This is a genomic window from Actinokineospora iranica (assembly GCF_900101685.1).
Taxonomy (GTDB): domain Bacteria; phylum Actinomycetota; class Actinomycetes; order Mycobacteriales; family Pseudonocardiaceae; genus Actinokineospora; species Actinokineospora iranica.
This window is the reverse complement of sequence record NZ_FMZZ01000007.1, coordinates 20,656-39,322: the sequence shown is the minus strand read 5'-3', so window position 1 is coordinate 39,322 and position 18,667 is coordinate 20,656. Positions and strand designations below refer to the sequence as shown.

Sequence of the window (18,667 nt, the reverse complement as noted above, 5' to 3'; positions counted from 1 at the left end):
CCACGAGAAGGAAGGCAGCGCGATGACCGCCACTCCCCCGGACCCCGATCCGGACCGCACCCCCGGCCTCGGTCTCGAACCCGGCGGCGGGGTCCGGCCCGGCGACACCCCGCCCGAGTCGGGCAGCACCACCCGGGGACTCTCCCGCCGCGAGCGCTACCCCTCCCGCGCGCTGCCGATGATCACGCTGGTGTTCGTGATCATCGTGCTGCTCGCGGTGGTCGCCTTCACCGTCATCAGCCTGCTCGGCATCGTGAAGGTCTTCTGAGCGCACAGAGTGAAGGCCACCTCCCGTCGCGGGAGGTGGCCTTCACTCTGTGAGCTGGTGGGAGGATCGGTTCGGCTAATCGTCCACGGACAGCGCGCTCAGCAGGTCGCCGACCCTGGGCTCGGGCAGCGAGCGGGCCACGTCGGCCTGGGCGACGATGCCGACGAGGTCGTGCCCGTCGATCACCGGCAGCCTGCGCACACCGTGCGTGGCCATGGTCTGCAGGATGACCTCGGCGTCGTCGTCCGCGCCCACGGTCACCGCCTCGCCCTGGGCGAGTTCGCCCGCGTGCACCGCCACCGGGTCCTTGCCCTGGGCGAGCACCTTCACCACGATGTCGCGGTCGGTCAGCATCCCCTTGAGCCGGTCGTCCTCGCCGCAGATCGGCAGCGCCCCCACGTCCAGTTCGGCCATCCGCCGCGCCGCTTGCAGCACGGTGTCCGACGCGCGGACGCAACTCACGTCCGGCGTCATGATCTCCCGAGCGGTAGTCATATCTCTCCTTTCCGAAAGCAGGTGCGGTCCCGATCGGGCTACCCCGGCGTCGTCCGCTCAACCCTGCGTCAGCCCTCCGCGGGCGGCCGTTCCTCGGCCAAGACGTCGTCCGGATTGCCTTCCGGGATCACCCCAGGCGCCTCTTCCGGCGCCTCCGTCGGGCTGCCCACCTCGTCGCGGTCCACCTCAATCGGCTCGTCGCCGACCAGCTCGTCGCGGTCCTCGGTGTGGCCACGGTAGGCGGATTCCCGCAGGTCGTCTTCGTACGGTCTGGGGTGGCGAGGAGTCATGCCCGGGGCGTTCCCGGGCCGAGGGCCAGCGAAACGCACTTTAGGTGTAGCGCGCGCCGAACGGGGTAACCGGAGTCAGTGACAGAACCGCGACATCGGTGGGAGCACGCCATGGGCGCGTTGCCCCTTCCGCGGCCAAGGCAACCGCGAGTGGGAGAGGCGATGCCCGACCGCATGTCCGACGAGGGCGAACTCGTCGAACTCCGGGTGGACGCCGCCCTGACCCAACTCCCCTTGGCAAGAGCGGTGGCCGCGAACATCGCGATGCGGCGCGACTACGACGTCGACTCGATCGCCGACCTGCAACTGGTCGTGGACGAGACGTGCACGATGCTCATCAGCCGCGCCCTCCCCTTCAGTGAATTGGTGCTGCGATTCCGCACGACGCCGCACGGCATCGACATCCACTGCACGGTGCCCGTGCTCGACGACACCCCGCTCGACAAGGGCTCGCTGGGCTGGAGCCTGCTGACCGCCCTGGTGGAGTCGATGCGGACCGAGGTCTCCGGTGGCGAGTCGTTCGCCCGGCTGGCGATCGAGCTGCGTATGGCGAGGAGGTCGGCCGCCGCGTGACCCAACCACACCTGTCGAGTTCGGCTCGTCGTGCCGGTTCCGACGGCTACACCCACCTCACGCCGCTGTTCCTGCGGTTGACCGAGCCGCGGACGGGCCCGGCCGAGCGCGCCGCCCTGCGCGAAGAACTGGTGACCGGCCACCTGCCGGTCGCCCAGCACATCGCGCAGCGCTTCGCCAACCGCGGCGAGCCCTACGACGACCTGCTCCAGGTGGCGACCGTCGGCCTGATCAACGCCGTCGACCGGTTCGATCCCGAGCGCGGCAGCGACTTCCTGTCCTTCGCCGTGCCCACGATCATGGGCGAGGTGCGCAGGCACTTCCGGGACACCAGCTGGTCGGTCCGGGTGCCGCGCAGGCTCAAGGAGCTGCACCTCGCGGTCAACACCGCGACCGCGGAGCTGGCCCAGCGGATGGGCCGCGCGCCGACCCCGAGCGAGCTCGCCCGGCACCTGGACATGTCCACAGAGGACGTCTACGCCGGACTGGAGGCGAGTTCGGCCTACCGCTCGCAGTCGCTGGACGAGATGATCGGCCCCGACGAGGACACCGCGTCGGTGGGCGACCGGCTCGGCGTCGAGGACAAGGCCCTCGACGGCGTCGAGTACCACGAGACGCTGCAACCACTGCTGGAACGGCTGCCGGAACGCGAACGCCGGATCTTGCTGCTGCGCTTCTACGGCAACATGACCCAGACGCAGATCGCCGACCAGGTGGGCCTGTCGCAGATGCACGTCTCCAGGCTGCTGGCCAAGACGCTGTCCCAGCTTCGGCAGGCCATGACCGAGGACTGAGCCAGTTCGGGCCAGTTTGGGCCAGTTCGGGCCGGTCCGGGTTCCTGATTCTCCCGATCACCACGCGGTTCTCCGATCGCGGCGACCACTTGCGCGCTCCGAGGCCTCGGGAAAGTCCCAGGAGTCAGGCGGATCGGCGGCGGCCGCGTCTGCGCAGTTCCGCGCGCTCGTTCTCGTCCAGCCCGCCCCACACCCCGTAGGGCTCGGCGGTGCGCAGGGCGTGGTCGCGGCAGCGGGTCAGCACCGGGCACCGCGCGCACACCCGCTTGGCCTCGCGGATTCGCTGGTCGCGGGCGCGGCCCCGCTCGTTGTCCGGGCTGAAGAACCGGTCGGCGGGCGCCCCGCGGCAGGCGCCGCGGTCCTGCCAGGGCTCGATGGCGGTGCTCACCTGTTCGCGTTACCCCCGGGGTCAGGGGACAAAACGCCCGCGGGGGTCCGGTCGCCCGGTCGGGACGGCCGCGTCATCCTCCGCATGGCCGCACGACCAGCCACGCAGAGTGATCATCGGGAGGGGTCGGGGCCGCCGACCGGACTGGGGTGGGGGGTTGGTCCGGTCGGCGGCATTTCGCCGCCATGCGCCGGTTCAGCGACGTGCGTCCAGCGATATCGGGGGGAACACCGCCGGGAAACGTCGACCGGTCCTGCTCTGCGTGGCGACATACGGCTCAACGTCCCAACCCCCCGTTGCGTTCCCCCACTCGGGTGTTTCCCGTCACTCTCCGCTATCGCGGGTGCTGCGCCGTTCTCGAACGCCGGTCAGCCCGCGAGCGCGGCCGCGACCGTCGCCCGCATCTCCAGCACCTGGGTCAGCCCGCTGATCTCCAGCACCCGACTGGCCATCGATTCGCCCACCACGAGCCGGAATCCGGCGCCCACCTCGATCGCCCGCTCCGCGGCCCTGGCCAGGCTCGCCACGCCCGCCGAGCCGAAGAACGTCACCTCGCCCAAGTCGACTACCACCAGCGTGGCCCCGCCGTCGATGGCGTCCGACATGCCTGCGGCGAACCTGGGGGCGGTGAGCAGGTCGACCTCCCCCCTCGGCCGGATCACCACGGCGCCCTCGGCGTGCCGGTCGAGCACCACGTCGAGCAGCGGGCGCTGAGCAGGCCGGTCGAATGCCTCGGACATGGCGCCAGTGTCGCAGCAACACACCGGTTTCGGCAGCGCGAACGCTGCCGAGGCAGGCCCGAAACGGTAGCGTCGCTGTCATGATCGGTCTACCCGACGGTGTCCGGGCCTGCCTGTTCGATCTCGACGGCGTCCTCACCAGCACCGCGGCACTGCACGAGATCGCCTGGCAACGCACCTTCGACGAGTTCCTGGCCGCCACCGGGGTCGGCGACCGCTCGCCGTTCACCACCCTGGACTACACGTCCTTTGTCGACGGACGCCCACGCGCCGACGGGGTGCGCACCTTCCTCGCCTCCCGCGGCGTCCGGCTGCCCGAGGGCGAGCCGGACGACCCGCCGGACCGCCCGACCGTGCACGGCGTCGGCAACCGCAAGAACGTGGCGCTGCTGGCGCTGATCGACGAGCGCGGCATCCAGGCCTACCCGGGTTCGGTGGCCTATCTGCGCGCCGCCCGCGACGCCGGGCTCAAGATCGGCGTGGTGACCTCGTCGGCGAACGGCGAGCACGTCCTCGCCGTCGCCGGGCTCGCCCCGTTCGTCGAGGCCCGGGTCGACGGGCTGACGATCGTGGCGGAGCGGCTGCGCGGCAAGCCCGCCCCGGACTCGTTCCTCGCGGGCGCGCGGGCGCTGGACACCGCGCCGTCGGAGACCGCGGTCTTCGAGGACGCGCTGTCCGGCGTCGAGGCCGGGCGCTCCGGCGGGTTCCGCTACGTGGTGGGCGTCAACCGGGCGAACCAGGCCGACGCGCTGCGCGAGCACGGCGCGGACGTCGTGGTGAACGACCTCGCCGAACTCCTGGAGGGTCCGGCGTGAGGGAGCTCGCGAGCGAACCGTCAACACAGTGCGCGGGCCCGTGCTGCCACCGAACCTGCGAGGTGGACGAGTGAGCGATCCCGGCTACGACACCGAGCCATGGCGGCTGCGCTGGAGCGGGCTGGCCGTCGACCAACTGCACCGCACCGAGTCGACTTTCGCACTGTCCAACGGCCACCTCGGGTTGCGCGGGTCGCTGGACGAGGGCGAGCCGGTCGGGCTGCCGGGCACCTACCTCAACGGGTTCTACGAGGAGCACGCGCTCCCCTACGCGGAGGCGGGCTACGGCTACCCGGAGGCCGGGCAGACCGTGGTCAACGTGACCGACGGCAAGATCATCCGGTTGCTGGTCGAGGACGAGCCGCTGGACATGCGCTACGGCAAAGCGCACGCGCACCACCGCACCCTGGACTTCCGCGCAGGCGTGCTCTCCCGCGAGACCGAGTGGGAGTCCCCCACCGGGCGGCGCGTGCTGGTGCGCTCCCAGCGCCTGGTGTCGTTCACCCAGCGCGCGGTGGCCGCGATCCGCTACGAGGTCGTGCCCGTCCACGACGAGATGCAGTTGGTCCTGCAATCGGATCTGCTGGCCAACGAACCGATCGAGTCCGAGACCCATGACCCTCGGGTGGCCCAGGCACTCAGGTCGCCGCTGGTCGGCGAGTTCCACTGGTCGCAGGACCGCCGGGCGGTGCTGATCCACCGCACCCGCGAGTCGGGGCTGCGGATGGCCGCGGCGATGGACCACGAGATCGCCGCGAACGACGGCCTGCGCACCGACATCGCCTGCGAGGACGACCTGGCGCGGGTCACCATCGCCGCGGACATCCCCGCGGGCGAGACCCTGCGGGTCACCAAGTACCTGGGCTACGGCTGGTCGGCCAAGCGGTCCGCGCCCGCCCTGCGCGCGCAGGTGGAGGCGGCTCTGGCGGGCGCGCTGCAGACCGGCTGGGAGGGCCTGCTGGCCGAGCAGCGCGCGTTCCTGGACGACTTCTGGGACGCAGCCGACGTCGAGATCGACGGCGACGACGAGTTGCAGCAGGCGGTGCGGCTGGGCCTGTTCCACATCCTGCAAGCCGGGGCGCGCGGGGAGAGCCGGGCCATTCCCGGCAAGGGCCTCACCGGGCCGGGCTACGACGGGCACGCGTTCTGGGACACCGAGACGTTCGTGCTGCCGGTGCTGACCTACACGATGCCCGACGCGGCCCGCGACGCCCTGCGGTGGCGGCACAGCACCCTCCCGCTGGCCCGCGACCGCGCCCAGGTGCTCGGCAAGGCGGGCGCGGCGTTCCCGTGGCGCTCGATCAACGGCCAGGAGTGCTCGGCGTACTGGCCCGCGGGCACGGCCGCCTTCCATGTCTCCGCCGACATCGCCGACGCCACCGCCCGGTACCACGCGGCCACCCTGGACACCGACTTCGACCGCGAAGAGGGCACTGAGCTGCTGGTGGAGACCGCCCGCCTGTGGGCGTCCCTCGGCCACGACGACCCGCACGACGGCTTCCGCATCGACGGCGTCACCGGTCCCGACGAGTACACCGCCATAGCGGACAACAACGTCTACACGAACCTCATGGCCCAGAAGAACCTCCTGGAAGCCGCCGACGCCTGCGAGCGCAACCCCGAGGTGGGGAAACGCCTGGAGGTCACCGCCCGGGAAACCCAGCGCTGGCGCGACATGGCCGAGCGAATGCACGTCCCCTACGACGAGCTGTTGCAGGTCCACCCCCAGTCGGAGGGGTTCACCGAACACGAGGAATGGGACTTCGAGAACACCCCCGACGACCATTACCCCCTCCTGCTCAATTACCCCTATTTCGACCTCTACCGCAAACAGGTGGTCAAGCAAGCAGACCTGGTCCTGGCCCTCCACCTCCGCGGCGACGCCTTCACTCTCGAACAGAAGGCCCGCGACTTCGCCTACTACGAGGCGAGAACCGTCCGCGACTCATCCCTGTCGGCAGGCACCCAGTCGGTGATCGCCGCCGAATGCGGCCACCTGGACCTCGCCTACGACTACCTGGCCGAAGCAGCCCTGACCGACCTGCACGATTTGCACGGCAACGTCCGCAACGGCCTGCACATGGCCTCCCTCGCCGGAGCGTGGCAGGCGGTCGTCGCGGGCCTAGGCGGAATGCGCGACCACAGCGGCGCACTGACCTTCGCCCCCCGCCTCCCCTCGGCACTGCACCGCGTCGCCTTCCGAATGTCCTTCCGCGGCAGCAGAATCCAAGTCGAAATAGAACCCACCCAAGCCCACTACCACCTGGTCTCCGGCGACCCGGTCCCGACCGCCCACCACGGCGAACCCATCGAGATCGGCCCCACCAGGCTGACCATCCCCATCCCACCCACCCCCGACTACCCCACCCCCACCCCACCCCCCGGCCGCGAACCCCGCCGCTCCACCCACATCCTCGACACCGGAGCAGCCACCCCCAGCACCCCCGCATAGCGACAAGTTGTCCACAAACGCCACCAAGTGCCCGGTGGGTCAAGAAGCAAACCCGTCCCCTGCCAGCCGTACTTGGCCCTGCCAGGTGCTCGATCGGGGCGGACCAATACACCCGGCTCCCACGAAGCCCCTACCGGCCCTCCCAGTTGCCAACTGAGGTCAAGAAGCACCCCCGAGCATCTGCCAGGCCGAACCGAGGCCCGCCCAGTGCTCGATGGGGTGGAGTGGTTTCTTTGGGGGTGAAGGAAGATCCCTAAACTCGCCGTGGTCGTGGGGCCGAAGGCTCCCCACCCGTCTTTCCCCGCGACGGGATCTTCCTTCGTAGGGGCCCCGAAGAAACCACTCCACCCCATCGAGCAACCCCGCCAGAGCCAGCCCCCGCAGAGCCAGAAACCTCTCACGACCGCAGCAACCGCAGAACAGCCCGCTCCAACGACTCCCGAACCTCCGGAGCACTCACATCACCGCCCCCGATCCGCCGCAACGCGGCCTCAATGGTCCGACCGTCCCGAAACGCCTCAGCCACCCGGGGGTCCACATAGGACTGCCGGGCCACCGTGGGCGTGTTCCCCAACTGCTCGGCGACCGCCCGCATGACCTCAGCCTCAGCCCGCTTGGCCGCCGTCTTCGACCGGGGAACCGACCGAGCGCCGAATTCGGCCGCGGCGAGCACCGTCGCGGTCCAGGTTCGCATGTCCTTCACCGTGAAACGGTCTCCCGCGAACTCCTTGAACCGCTCGTTCACCTCTGCCGCCCGCAGATGCTGCACCGCGTCGTCCACTCGGTACACAAACAGTCGCTCGTCATCTGCACGACCACGGCGCAGCGCGCCGATCAACCGGGCCAGCTCGGGATCGCGAATCGCCGCCACCCGTTCGATGCCGCTCTTAGCGGGGAACCGGAACCGCAACTCCCCCGCCCGCATGGTCACGTGCCCGCGCAGCAGAGTCGACACGCCACGGGAGTCGTTCTCCTCCGCGTACTCCTCACCACCGACGCGGAAGACGCCCCGGTCGAGGATGCGCAGCGCCCCCGCGACAACCCGTTCCCTCGGCAGCCCGGGAAGGGTCAGGTCGGCGTGGATGCGTTCGCGCACGCGAGGGAGGCGGCGGGCCAGCGCCAGAACGCGCTCGTGTTTTTCCTCGTCGCGTTCCTTCCGCCACTGCTCGTGGTAGATGTACTGTTTGCGCCCGGCGTCGTCGGTGCCGACCGCCTGGATGTGGCCATTGGGGTGTGGACAGATCCAGACGTCGCGCCACGCGGGCGGAATCGCCAGGGCGCGGACGCGGTCGAGCACCTGCGGGTCGGTGACCCGGAGGCCGTTCTCGTCCACATAGCCGAAACCCCGGCCGCGGCGCACCCGCCGAATCCCAGGACCCGCGCAGTCGCTGCGCCGCAGCCGCATCCGTCCTCCTCGCGTCCACGGCGACATTCCCCGGGGCGCGGGAGGACAAACTATTGCTGTGACCGGAAACTGTCGGCGGGTCCGGCAGTGCCGTCAGGCACGTCGTGGGCGGGTCGAACGCGGTGGATGTTCCCGACCACAGCACTAACTCCGCTGCGACAGGACCCAGCGGGCATGGCAGTTGCGCCAGCCGATGTCGCGGCGCACGCCGGGGTGGACCAATGGGATCCACCGGATTTCCCGGCCGCCGAGCGGGACCGCGCGGCTCACCCCGTATTCGCCGGTGAGGCGGAATGGCACCCGGTCGGTTCCGGTGAGCGCGGCGAAGACGTCGGCGGCTTCCTTTCCCAGGGTCACCACCGTCGGCGCGGCGGAGTCACGGAACTGGCGCAGCAGTTCGGAGCCTTCGGTCTGCACCGCGATGCGCACCAGGTCGCGCTTGTCTGGGCGTCTGCGTAAGACCGACGCGGAAAGCCCGGCGGCGACGGCGAACTCGTCGTACTCGCGTATGGCGCGGTCCTGGCGCTCCCCCGGCTTCACGAAGTACGTCGGCAGGCAATCGGTGAAGTAGGCCGACCGAGGGTCCAGGCCCAGTGGTTCGAGCACGTCGGTGACCACCAGCCTGCCGGAGCCGCCGTTGGCGCCCGCGGGGCTGATCGCGCCCCACTCCGGCCGCCAGCCCACCTGCCGCCGCCACCACTCGACGCGCTCGGCCTGGTTGTGGCCTGTCCAGAAGACCGTCGGCTCGTCGTCCACGGCCAGCGCGGCGATCGGCGGGCCGCCGGGCCGGGCCCAGCGCACGTGCAGCGCGCTCGGGTAGACACCCAGGACCAGGACCGCTGCGCTGTCGGTCTCCGGAAGCCGGGGCAGGCGCCTGGTGGCCGGCCGCCCGAACGGGTAAGTCCCGACGACGGGGGTGGACGACTCGGGGTCGGCTGAGCGCCCTTCATCGATACAGAGATCGGTCACGGGGAGAGTATCGCCCGACCGAGGTGATCTGTGACACCGATCGCACCCGAATGGCGCAACGGGTGCGATCGGTGTCCGCTCAGGCCGCGTCCCTGGGCAGGCCCAGCATTCGCTCGCCGATGACGTTGAGCTGGACCTCGGTGGTGCCGCCGTAGATGGTCATCGCGCGGCACGCGATCACCTGGTCCATCCACCGGTCGCTTGGCTCGCCCGCGACCGAGACCACGCCCGCTGTGCCGAGTTCGCCGACACAGAATTCGGCGATCCGCTGGCCGAACCGCATGGACAGCAGTTTTCCGACACTGGCCGCCGTGCCGTCGTCCGCCCCGGAAAGCTGCCGCAGGACGCCGCGGGCGCCGATGAGGTCGATCGCCTGGTTCTCGCAGACGAACCCGCCGACCTCGCGGCGCGCCACCGGGTCCAGCGCGCGGCCGCCCGCGAACCGGAGCAGATCGGCCAGCGTCGGGTACGAGGCATTCCCTCGACCGAGCGCCACCCGTTCACTCGACAGAGTGGCGCGGGCGACCGCCCAGCCCTGGCCGACCTCGCCGACCACGCAGTCGTCCGGAACGAACACGCCGTCCAGGAAGACCTCGTTGAACAGCGCCGACCCGGTCGCCTCGCGCAGCGGGCGCACGGTCACCCCGGGGCTGGACATGTCCAGGATGAAATAGGTGATGCCTTCGTGCTTGGGCCCGGAGGCGTCGGTGCGGGCCAGCAGCATGGCCCAGTCGGAGAACTGGGCGACCGTGGTCCACACCTTCTGCCCGGTGACCTTCCAGCCGCCCTCGACCCGTTCGGCGCGGGTGGTCAGCGACGCGAGGTCCGAGCCCGCGCCCGGCTCGGAGAAGAGCTGGCACCACACCACCTGCCCGCGCAGGGTCGGCACGACCACCCGCTCCTTCTGCTCCTCGGTGCCGTAGGCGACGATCGCGGGCACGGCCCAGCCGCCCATCAGCAGCTCCGGCAGCGCGATGCCCGCCCGCCGGATCTCCTCGGCGATCACCACCTGCTCGACCGGCCCGGCGGCGCGGCCGTAGGGGCGCGGCAGGTGCGGCTGCACCCAGCCCTCGTCGCCGAGGCGCACGAGCTGGTCGTCCTCGGGCAGGTCGGCCAGGGCGGCGAGTTCGGCGCGCACCCGGGCGCGGATCTCCGCGCTGTCTTCCGGCAGGTCGATCTCCGCCGCGCGGGACACCCCGGCGAGCGCCTGCTCGGCCACCCGGTCGGTCCACTGTCCGGACGAACCAAGCAGTCCGCGCAGGGTCAACGCGCGCCGGTAGTACAGGTGCGCGTCGTGCTCCCAGGTGAACCCGATGCCGCCGAGGACCTGGATGGCGTCGGCCGCGCACCGCACGCCCGCGTCCGGGGCGACCACGGCCGCCACCGCCGCGGCGAACGGCGCGGTGTCCTCGCCCGCGTCGAGCGCCTTGGCCGCGTCCCACACGACCGCGCGGGCGCGCTCCAGCTCCACGGCCATGCCCGCGCACTTGTGCTTGACGCCCTGGAACTGCCCGATGGGCCTGCCGAACTGGACACGCACGGCGGCGTACTCGGCCGCGGTGGCCACGCACCAGGCTGCGACGCCGACCGCCTCGGCGCCGAGCACGACCGCGGCCAGCGCGCGGGCGCGGTCGTCGGCGAGCCCGTCGAGCACCCGGTCGGCCGGGACCTCGACACCGTCGACCGCGACGAGCGCGGAGCGCCGGGCGACGTCCAGACTGTCCTCTTCGGACACCGAGACCTCGCCTGCGCGCAACAGCACCCACCGGGTCTCGCCGTCGATGCCAACGGGGAGCAGGAAAACATCGGCGACCACACCGCCGAGCACCCCCACGGCCTTGCCGGACAGCAACAGTCCGGCCGCGGTGCGCAAACCGTCCACACCGGACGCCAGGCCGACCGCGCCGACCGTCGTCCCGTCGACCAGGCCGGGCACGAGTTGGGGCGTGACCTTGGCGTCGGCGGCGACGAGCAGCGCGGCGGCGAGCGCGCTGCCGGTGAACGGGCCAGGCGCCGCGGCCCGGCCCCACTGCTCCAGCGCCACCGCGAGTTCGACCAGGCCAGCGCCCTGCCCGCCCAGCGCCTCGGGCACGTGCAGCCCCAGCAGGCCCTGTTCGGCGAGCGCGGACCAGTAGCCGGGAAGAACTTCGGCGCGGGCGTCGACCGCGGCGCGCAGCGCCGAAGGGGTGACGTGCCGTTCGGTGAAGGCGCGCACCGAGTCCGCGAGCGCGGCGTGCTCCGGTGTCAGTCCGATGCCGCTCATCGCACCCACTCCGCGAGCCGGGCCTCGATGTCGTCGGAGGTCCACGGGCCGTCGCCCTCGACGGTCCGCGTGCCGTGCCAGCCGGAAAGCTCGGACACCGCGCCGCCCTGCACCGCGAACACCTTGCCGGTGAACGGGCACTTCTCGCGGGCGAGGTAGGCGACCAGCGGGGAGATGTTGGCCGGGCTGAACGGGTCGAACTCGCCCTCGGGGATCTCGGCGGCGAACAGCGCGCCCATGCCCGGGGTGGCCAGGGTGAGCCGGGTCCTGGCGATCGGGGCGATGGCGTTGACCCGCACCCCGTAGCGCTCCAGCTCGTCGGCGGCGACCAGGGTCAGCGCGGCGATGCCAGCCTTGGCCGCGCCGTAGTTGGCCTGGCCCGCGTTCGGCATGAACGTGCCGGACGCCGAGGCGGTGTTGATCACCGATGCGGCCACCGGCTCGCCAGCCTTGGCGCGGTCCTTCCAGTAGGCGGCGGCGTGCCGCAGCGGCGCGAAGTGCCCCTTGAGGTGCACCGCGATCACCGCGTCCCACTGCTGCTCGGTCATACCGGCGATGAACGCGTCGCGCAGGATGCCCGCGTTGTTGACCAGCACGTCGAGCCCGCCGAACGCCTCGACCGCCTGGCGCACCAGCGCTTCCGCGCCCGCCCAGTCGGCGACGTTGTCGGTGTTGGCCACCGCCGAGCCGCCTGCCGCAAGGATCTCGTCCACCACCTCTTGCGCCGGTCCGGCGTCGGAACCGGTGCCGTCGTTGGCGCCGCCGAGGTCGTTGACGACCACCGCGGCGCCCTCGCGGGCGAACAGCAGCGCGTGCTCGCGGCCGATGCCCCGGCCCGCGCCGGTGACGATCGCGACGCGCCCGTCCAGTGCTCCCATGGAGCTATCCCTTCTGGCTTTCGCGGAGCACCGCGCGGCCGTCTTTGACGACGACCGCCCCGGCTTCCGCTTGACTGTCCACAGTGGTCTCATAGGCGAACTCTGGGCCGTCGGCCCAGATCCGCGTGGTGATGTCCTGGCCGGGCAGGACGGGCTTGGCGAAGCGCACCGCGAGCCGGGCCAGCCGCTCGACACGGCCGTCGGCGAGCTCGGTGAGCACCGCCCACGAGGTGAACGCCATGGTGCACAGGCCGTGCGCGATGATCCCGGGCAGGCCGACCATCTTGGCGAGCTCGTCGTCGAGGTGGATCGGCATCGGGTCGCCGGAGGCTGGGGCGTAGCGGAAGGTCTGGTCGTCGTCCACGTGCGCGGTGACCTCGGCGACCGGGGCTTGTTCCCGCAGCGCGTCGGGGAAGGCGTGGCCAGGGGCCCGCTCCCCCACCGTGACGCCCGCGTCCACCTTGCGGAAGAACGCGGTCATCCACTGCTCGTTGACCAGTTCCCCGGCGTCGGTGCGGGTCTCGGTGCGCACGACGACCGCCGTGCCGTTGGGCTTGCCAGCCACCCCCACCGGCCGGGCCCGCGACACCAGCACGTCGCCGGGCCGGATCGGCCGGTGGAAGTGGAAGTCCTGCTCGCCGTGGACCAGTTTCGCGAGCAGTTCGACCGGCGCGACCGACAGCGCGGCGGGCGCGAGCGACCCGAAGACCGGGACCACCGCGAACACCGGTGGGGCGACCTCGCCCGACCGGTGCCGCGCGATGGGGTCGTTCGTGGCCTCGGCGTAGGCGGCGATCCGCTCCGCGGTGACCTCGAAGGTGTCCGGGTCGGTCCACTGCCCGATCGCGGCGGTGTCGAACTCGGCCATCAGGCCACAAGCTCGGCGAAGCGCGCCAGCGACTTCTCCAGTTCGCCGCGGGTGTTCTTGCCGATGGCCGCGCCGATCGGGCCGACGATCATCTGCCCGGTGAACTCCGCGTCGATCTCGGCGACCGACCCGGTGCCCTGCGGGGTGACCGACAGGGTGAACGAGACCTTCACGCCCGCCATGCCGGTGCCGCTGATCCGCAGCGACTTCGGCGGCGCGTACTCCTCGACGGTCCACTCGATCTTGTTGGCCATGCCCATCACCGCGACGACCTCGGTCATGGTGGTGCCCACGGTGATCTCGGCCGGGATCGGGCCGCGCCAGCCCTGGTGCAGGGTCAGCCACTCCTCGAAGCGGGCCGGGTCGGCCAGGGTCGCCCAGGTCTTCTCCGGGTCGGCGGGCAGGGTCGCGGACACACTGATCTTGGTCATGCGGGGTTTTCCTCTCTGGTGAACGGATTTCAGCGGTTGGCGGGGCGGTACGCGGTGACCACGACGGCCCCGCCGAGGCCGATGTTGTGCTGGAGGGCGACGCTCGCCCCGGGGACCTGGCGGGCGTCCGCGGTCCCACGCAGCTGCCAGGTCAGCTCGGCGCACTGGGCCAGGCCGGTGGCGCCGAGCGGGTGGCCCTTGGAGATCAGGCCGCCGGAGGGGTTGACCACCCACTGGCCGCCGTAGGTGGTCTCGCCTGCGTCGACGAGCTTTCCGCCCTCGCCTTCCGCGCACAGGCCAAGCGCCTCGTAGGTGAGCAGTTCGTTGGCGGAGAAGCAGTCGTGCAGTTCGATGACGTCCACATCGGACGCGGTGATGCCCGCCTGGGCGTAGACCTTCGCCGCAGCGGTGCGGGTCATGTCCGCGCCGACGAGGCTGATCGCGCTGCGGTCGGCGAAGGTGCTCGGCAGGTCGGTGACCATGGCCTGGCCGACGATCTCGACCGCGCGGTCGGCCAGGCCGTGCCGCTCCACAAAGGACTCACTGACGATGATCGCCGCGCCGGAGCCGTCCGAGGTCGGCGAGCACTGCAGTTTCGTCAGCGGGCCGTAGACCTGCCGGGACTCCAGGATCTCGGCGAGGGTGTAGACGTCCTGGAACTGGGCGTAGGGGTTGTTCGCCGAGTGCCGGTGGTTCTTCTCGCCGATTTTGGCGAACTGCTCGGCGGTGGTGCCGTAGCGCCGCATGTGCTCGACCCCCGCCGCGCCGAACATGTACGGGGCTGGCGGCATCGCGAACTCGTGCAGTTCGGCCAGCGCGAGCAGGTGTCGCATCAGCGGCTGCTCGCGGTCGTCGAAGGTCGAGCCGAGCGAACCGGGCTGCATCTTCTCGAAGCCCAGCGCCAGCGCGCAGTCGACCTGGCCGCTGCGCACCGCCTGGGTCGCCAGGTAGAGCGCGGTGGACCCGGTGGAGCAGTTGTTGTTGACGTTGACGATCGGGATTCCGGTGAGCCCGAGTTCGTAGACCGCGCGCTGCCCCGCGGTCGACTCGCCGTAGACGTAGCCGACGTAGGCGGCCTCGACCTGGGCGTAGTCCACGCCCGCGTCGGCCAGCGCCGCGGTGCCGGACTCGCGGGCCATGTCCGGGTAGTCCCAGTCCCGCCCGCCGGGCTTCTCGAACTTCGTCATCCCGACGCCGACCACGTACACCCTGCCGCCCATCGGCGTCTCCTTCGCTCCTCGTCCGAACGATTGCGTGTGACAGTGTGTCTCACATAAGTGTCTGAGACAAGATGTCACAGACACTTCTTTCCGGCTAGGCTTGCCTGATGCTGGACGCCGCCGAGAACGCCACCGACGGCCGCGCGACGCGCTGGGACGCGCACAAGGCCCAGCGGCGCCTGGAAGTGCTCGACGCCGCGGTGGAACTGATCGAGGCGGAAGGCCCGGCGATCGGCGTCAAGCAGATCGCCGACCGGGTCGGCCTGCCGCGCCCGGTGGTCTACCGGCACTTCCGCGACCGCGACGACCTCGACGAGCAGATCCGCGCCCGGGTCATCGAGAAGCTGATGCGCGACCTGGCGCCGTCGCTGAGCCCCGAGGGCACGGTCGGCGCGGCGGTCGACCGGGCGGTGCGCACCTACCTGGGCTGGATCGAGGCGCACCCCAAGCTGCACCACTTCCTGGGCACCGGGGCGAAGGCCGAGCGGGCAGGCGGCGGCTCGAAGATCGTCTCCAGCACCAAGACCGCGATCGCCGTGCAGGTGAGCGGCTTGTTCGGCCTCGCCCTCTCCCGGATCGACACCGACCCCGCGCTGGCGGAGCCGCTGGCGTTCGGCCTGGTCGGTCTGGTGGACGCCACGGTCAACCGGTGGCTCACCGACCCGAACCGCAGGCAGACGCCCGCGGCGCTGGCCGACTTCCTCACGTCCTCGATCCTGCACCTGATCATCGGCCACCTCGCCGACCTCGGCGTCGAGGTCACCCCCGACATGCCCGTCGCCGACCTGCTCGGCTGACCGTCCCACCCCGACCTGGCCGAAAGCACGCGCGGGTGAGGTGACCGATCCGATCGCCACCGCGCTCGACACGACTACGCCGACGCCGTCGAGGTCCGACTGGCGGAACCGGACCAGCACTCGCCCGCGGAATGGGTGCGCGCCGGACTCGCGGCCACGCCCGCCGCGGTGAAGCGGGTCGTCGGCCTCCTGCTGAAACCGCGAGAGCCGGTCGGCCGACCAGGGCGACGCCTGGCACGCGGACGCCGGAGACCGGGGTCAGGCGGCGATGGCGACGACGCCGACCTCGCGGGTCGCGGTCAGCCTGCCGCCGGGCGCGCCGAGGTAGGACCCCGAGGTGGGCGCGACGTCGGTGTAGTCGCGACCGGTGGCGACGGTGACGTAGCTGGAATCCGCGCGCCTGCCGTGGCAGGGGTCGAACGGGACGGCCACCGCGCCACCGCGCTCGGGCACCACGACCTCGACCCAGGCGTGCGTGCCGCCCTGGCCGAGCAGGTGCCCGGAGACGTAGCGGGCGGGCAGCGCGAGCAGGTGGCACAGGGCCAGCATCAGGTGCGCGGTGTCCTGGCAGACGCCCCGGCCGCAGGCCAGCGCCTCGGCGGCCGTGGTGCGCACGGTCGTGACGCCGAACTCGTAGGTGAGCGCCGCGTGGACTTCCGCGCACACGCGGTCGGCCAGGTCGAGCCCGCGCGCCCCGCCGCCGCCGAGGTCGGCGGCCAGCGCGCGGAGCCGGTCGTCCGCGGCGGTGAGCCGGGTGGGGCGCAGCAGCCTCGGGTCGGCCAGCGCGGCAGCGGGCAGCGTCAGCGGCCCGTCGCCGCGCACCCGCTCGACGACGGCCAGGACGTGGAACTCGACGCTGTCCTCGACCCGGTCGGCGCGCACCCGGACGATCGTGTTGCCCGCGGCGTCGCGGCTGACCCGGCGCCGGGCGGGCGCGCCGGTCACCTCGACTCGGTGCGCGCGCCGGTGCAGGTCCCCGTGGCGCGCGGGCGGCACCACGACCAGCCGCTGCCGCACCGACTCGACCGGGCTGTCGTAGTCGTAGCGGAAGCTCTGCTCGATGCGGTAAGTGATCCGCGCGGCCGACTCGAGGTCGAGGCCGCCGGGGTCGAGCAGCGGGGCGGCGATGGCGTCCATCGCGCCATCATCCCCGCTGCCGTGCCCCGCCGTGCCCGCCACGGCTCGACGTCACGTCCGCGCCTGCCGGGCCAGGCCGACGAGCACGACCGCGAGCGCGGCGACCGCGCTGCCCGCCACCATCCGCTCGACCAGGCCGAGCGGGACGAAGTACCACCACGGCGGCCCGCCCGCGACCATGTTGAGCACGCCGATGAGGATCGTGCCGAACCACACCAGCGACGCGATCCCCAGACCCCGGGCCGTCCACCGCCACCCCGCCGACAAGGGGAACACCGCCCCGGCGAGCAGCAGCACCGCCAGGGGCAGCGACAGGAACGCCGCCACGCTCGCGTACCGGTGGATGGTGCCGCCCAGGCTCGGACCGACCGACCAGTCCGTCTTGGTGAACACGACGACCACCAGCAGGCTCACCGTCCACACCACGCCCAGCGCCAGGGCGGCCGGGCGCGCCGCGCGGCGCCGGGCGAGTTCGGCGAAGCCCAGCGCCGAGCCCGCCGCGACCAGCACCACCGACAGGTCGAAGAGCCACTTGCTCGACCCGAGGGCGTACTCGCTGATGGTGCGCCGCACCGGGTTGATCGCGCTGGTCGGCGGCAGCACGTGCAGCGCGAGCATGAGCGCCACGCCCGCCAGCAGGCCGACCAGCCCGAGCACCGGGACGAGCCCGCCCCGCCGATCCGCCGCGGGCCCCGCGTCGGGCCCGATGGTGTCCACCGCCGTCATGTGCCGCCCCCACCTCGCCCGTTTCTCCCTTCCCAGCAGGATATGCGGCGGGCATGAGAGCACCGTGAAAGATCGACCGTGACAGATCGACAACGGGGGCAGGTCAGCCGGTGTCGGTCTCGTCGTCGAACTCGCCGAGGATCTCCTCCAGCAGGTCCTCCAACGCGGCCAGCCCGATGACCGCGCCCGCCGCGTCCGCCACCAGGGCAAGCTGGCAGCGCTCGGCGCGCATCTGGGTCACCGCGTCGCCCGCCGAGCGGTCGGCGGGCAGGACCAGCGCAGCGGACATCATGTCCCGCGCGGTCGCGCCGCTGCCCGACCTGGTGGCGCGCACCGCGTCGCGCACGTGCACGATGCCCAGGATCTCGTCCTCCGCGGTGTCGTTCTCCTCCACCACGACCAGCCGGGAACGGCCGCTGGCGCGGCTGCCGTCCTCCACGTCCGCCGCGCTCGCCCAGCCGGGGATCGCGACCATGGCCGCGCGCGGAGTCATGACCTGCTCGACGGTCGTGCGCTGCGCCTGGAGGACGCCGCTGAGCATCTGGTGCTGCTGCTCCGGCAGCAGCCCGTGCTCGCGCGACTCGCGCAGCAGCACCCGCAGGTCGTCGGGCCCGTGCGCCTGGGCGAGGGTGTCCTGCGGCTCGACCTTCACCGCGCGCAGCGTGGCGTTGGCCAGGCCGTTGAGCAGCACCAGCAGCGGCCGGGTGAGCCGGGTGAACGCGCGGAACGGCAGCGCGAGCAGCAGCGCGGACCGCTCCGGGTGCGAGATCGCCCACGACTTGGGCGCCATCTCGCCGACCACCATGTGCAGGAACACGACCAGGGCGACCGCGAGGACGAACGCCACCGGGTAGCTCCACCCCGGCGAGAGCCCCAGCGCGCCGAACACCGGGGCGAACAGCTCGGCGACCGCGGGCTTGGCCAGCGCGCCCAGCCCCAGCGTGCACAGGGTGATGCCCAGCTGCGCGCCCGCGAGCATCATCGACAGCTCCCGCGAGCCGCGCACCGCGGCCTGGGCCGCGCGGCTGCCCGCCGCGGCCGCTTCCTCCAGCCGGTGCCGCTTGCTGGCCACCAGGGCGAACTCGGCCGCGACGAAGAACGCGTTGGCCACCAGCAGAACCAGCGAGACGACCAGGGCCCAGCCGACGTTCACGACCA

General features: G+C 71.9%; 20 protein-coding genes. 6 read left to right on the top strand and 14 right to left on the bottom strand.

From position 1 onward, the window contains the following. Nucleotides 1-22: 22 nt before the first annotated feature. On the top strand, nucleotides 23-268 hold the full coding sequence (locus BLS56_RS15675; RefSeq protein WP_091451016.1) for a DUF6480 family protein: 246 nt from the start codon (nucleotides 23-25) through the stop codon (nucleotides 266-268). 75 nt (nucleotides 269-343) lie between these two features. Here the strand turns inward: BLS56_RS15675 and BLS56_RS15670 are convergent, their stop codons facing one another. Next, nucleotides 344-763, bottom strand: a complete 420-nt coding sequence (locus BLS56_RS15670; RefSeq protein ID WP_091451012.1) for a CBS domain-containing protein — start codon at nucleotides 761-763, stop codon at nucleotides 344-346. A gap of 68 nt (nucleotides 764-831) precedes the next feature. Further along, nucleotides 832-1,053, bottom strand: coding sequence for a hypothetical protein (locus tag BLS56_RS15665; RefSeq protein ID WP_091451010.1), 222 nt, complete (start codon nucleotides 1,051-1,053; stop codon nucleotides 832-834). 162 nt (nucleotides 1,054-1,215) lie between these two features. Here BLS56_RS15665 and BLS56_RS15660 point away from each other — a divergent pair, with 162 nt between their 5' ends. Together BLS56_RS15660 and BLS56_RS15655 are read left to right on the top strand one after the other, a co-directional pair. Then, nucleotides 1,216-1,626: a hypothetical protein gene (locus BLS56_RS15660; RefSeq protein ID WP_091451006.1), complete on the top strand. Its 411-nt coding sequence runs from the start codon at nucleotides 1,216-1,218 to the stop codon at nucleotides 1,624-1,626. Next, nucleotides 1,623-2,420, top strand: a complete 798-nt coding sequence (locus BLS56_RS15655) for an RNA polymerase sigma factor SigF (RefSeq protein WP_407640523.1) — start codon at nucleotides 1,623-1,625, stop codon at nucleotides 2,418-2,420. The genes BLS56_RS15660 and BLS56_RS15655 overlap by 4 nt, the downstream gene beginning before the upstream one ends. Nucleotides 2,421-2,544: 124 nt before the next feature. Here BLS56_RS15655 and BLS56_RS15650 read toward each other — a convergent pair whose 3' ends face one another. Next, complete coding sequence (locus tag BLS56_RS15650) at nucleotides 2,545-2,808, bottom strand: WhiB family transcriptional regulator (RefSeq protein WP_091451003.1); 264 nt, start codon at nucleotides 2,806-2,808, stop codon at nucleotides 2,545-2,547. A gap of 368 nt (nucleotides 2,809-3,176) precedes the next feature. Further along, complete coding sequence (locus BLS56_RS15645; protein WP_091451000.1) at nucleotides 3,177-3,548, bottom strand: STAS domain-containing protein; 372 nt, start codon at nucleotides 3,546-3,548, stop codon at nucleotides 3,177-3,179. Between the two features lie 80 nt (nucleotides 3,549-3,628). On the opposite strand from BLS56_RS15645, the gene BLS56_RS15640 reads away from it, so the two are divergent. Both BLS56_RS15640 and BLS56_RS15635 read left to right on the top strand, forming a co-directional pair. Beyond that, nucleotides 3,629-4,363 (top strand): HAD family hydrolase, encoded by a 735-nt coding sequence (locus BLS56_RS15640; protein WP_091450997.1) that lies wholly within the window; start codon nucleotides 3,629-3,631, stop codon nucleotides 4,361-4,363. A gap of 70 nt (nucleotides 4,364-4,433) precedes the next feature. Then, on the top strand, nucleotides 4,434-6,815 hold the full coding sequence (locus BLS56_RS15635) for a glycoside hydrolase family 65 protein (RefSeq protein ID WP_091450994.1): 2,382 nt from the start codon (nucleotides 4,434-4,436) through the stop codon (nucleotides 6,813-6,815). A gap of 397 nt (nucleotides 6,816-7,212) precedes the next feature. Here the strand turns inward: BLS56_RS15635 and BLS56_RS15630 are convergent, their stop codons facing one another. The 7 genes from BLS56_RS15630 to BLS56_RS15600 all read right to left on the bottom strand — a co-directional run bounded on the left by BLS56_RS15630 (nucleotide 7,213) and on the right by BLS56_RS15600 (nucleotide 14,849). Next, on the bottom strand, nucleotides 7,213-8,220 hold the full coding sequence (locus tag BLS56_RS15630) for a DNA topoisomerase IB (RefSeq protein ID WP_091450992.1): 1,008 nt from the start codon (nucleotides 8,218-8,220) through the stop codon (nucleotides 7,213-7,215). Between the two features lie 144 nt (nucleotides 8,221-8,364). Beyond that, nucleotides 8,365-9,189 (bottom strand): hypothetical protein, encoded by an 825-nt coding sequence (locus BLS56_RS15625; RefSeq protein WP_091450989.1) that lies wholly within the window; start codon nucleotides 9,187-9,189, stop codon nucleotides 8,365-8,367. A gap of 79 nt (nucleotides 9,190-9,268) precedes the next feature. Continuing rightward, the gene (locus tag BLS56_RS15620; RefSeq protein ID WP_091450986.1) at nucleotides 9,269-11,452 is read right to left on the bottom strand and encodes an acyl-CoA dehydrogenase; all 2,184 of its coding nucleotides are present in this window, start codon (nucleotides 11,450-11,452) and stop codon (nucleotides 9,269-9,271) included. After that, nucleotides 11,449-12,330, bottom strand: coding sequence for an SDR family oxidoreductase (locus BLS56_RS15615; protein WP_091450983.1), 882 nt, complete (start codon nucleotides 12,328-12,330; stop codon nucleotides 11,449-11,451). Before BLS56_RS15615 ends, BLS56_RS15620 begins: the two co-directional genes overlap by 4 nt. Nucleotides 12,331-12,334: 4 nt before the next feature. After that, nucleotides 12,335-13,198 (bottom strand): MaoC/PaaZ C-terminal domain-containing protein, encoded by an 864-nt coding sequence (locus tag BLS56_RS15610; protein WP_091450981.1) that lies wholly within the window; start codon nucleotides 13,196-13,198, stop codon nucleotides 12,335-12,337. Further along, nucleotides 13,198-13,629 (bottom strand): type II toxin-antitoxin system Rv0910 family toxin, encoded by a 432-nt coding sequence (locus tag BLS56_RS15605; RefSeq protein ID WP_091450977.1) that lies wholly within the window; start codon nucleotides 13,627-13,629, stop codon nucleotides 13,198-13,200. The genes BLS56_RS15610 and BLS56_RS15605 overlap by 1 nt, the downstream gene beginning before the upstream one ends. Nucleotides 13,630-13,658: 29 nt before the next feature. Next, nucleotides 13,659-14,849 (bottom strand): lipid-transfer protein, encoded by a 1,191-nt coding sequence (locus tag BLS56_RS15600; RefSeq protein WP_091450974.1) that lies wholly within the window; start codon nucleotides 14,847-14,849, stop codon nucleotides 13,659-13,661. Between the two features lie 107 nt (nucleotides 14,850-14,956). Here BLS56_RS15600 and BLS56_RS15595 point away from each other — a divergent pair, with 107 nt between their 5' ends. Next, a complete protein-coding gene (locus BLS56_RS15595; RefSeq protein WP_091450972.1) occupies nucleotides 14,957-15,646 on the top strand; it encodes a TetR/AcrR family transcriptional regulator in 690 nt (229 codons plus the stop codon). A gap of 258 nt (nucleotides 15,647-15,904) precedes the next feature. Here BLS56_RS15595 and BLS56_RS15590 read toward each other — a convergent pair whose 3' ends face one another. The 3 genes from BLS56_RS15590 to BLS56_RS15580 form a co-directional block, all read right to left on the bottom strand. Continuing rightward, entirely contained in the window at nucleotides 15,905-16,825 is a 921-nt protein-coding gene (locus BLS56_RS15590; RefSeq protein WP_228771666.1) for a transglutaminase family protein, read from the bottom strand. A 9-nt stretch (nucleotides 16,826-16,834) separates the two neighbouring features. After that, on the bottom strand, nucleotides 16,835-17,509 hold the full coding sequence (locus BLS56_RS15585) for a DUF998 domain-containing protein (protein WP_091450966.1): 675 nt from the start codon (nucleotides 17,507-17,509) through the stop codon (nucleotides 16,835-16,837). Between the two features lie 103 nt (nucleotides 17,510-17,612). Beyond that, a complete protein-coding gene (locus tag BLS56_RS15580; RefSeq protein WP_091451622.1) occupies nucleotides 17,613-18,662 on the bottom strand; it encodes a hemolysin family protein in 1,050 nt (349 codons plus the stop codon). Nucleotides 18,663-18,667 lie beyond the last annotated feature (5 nt).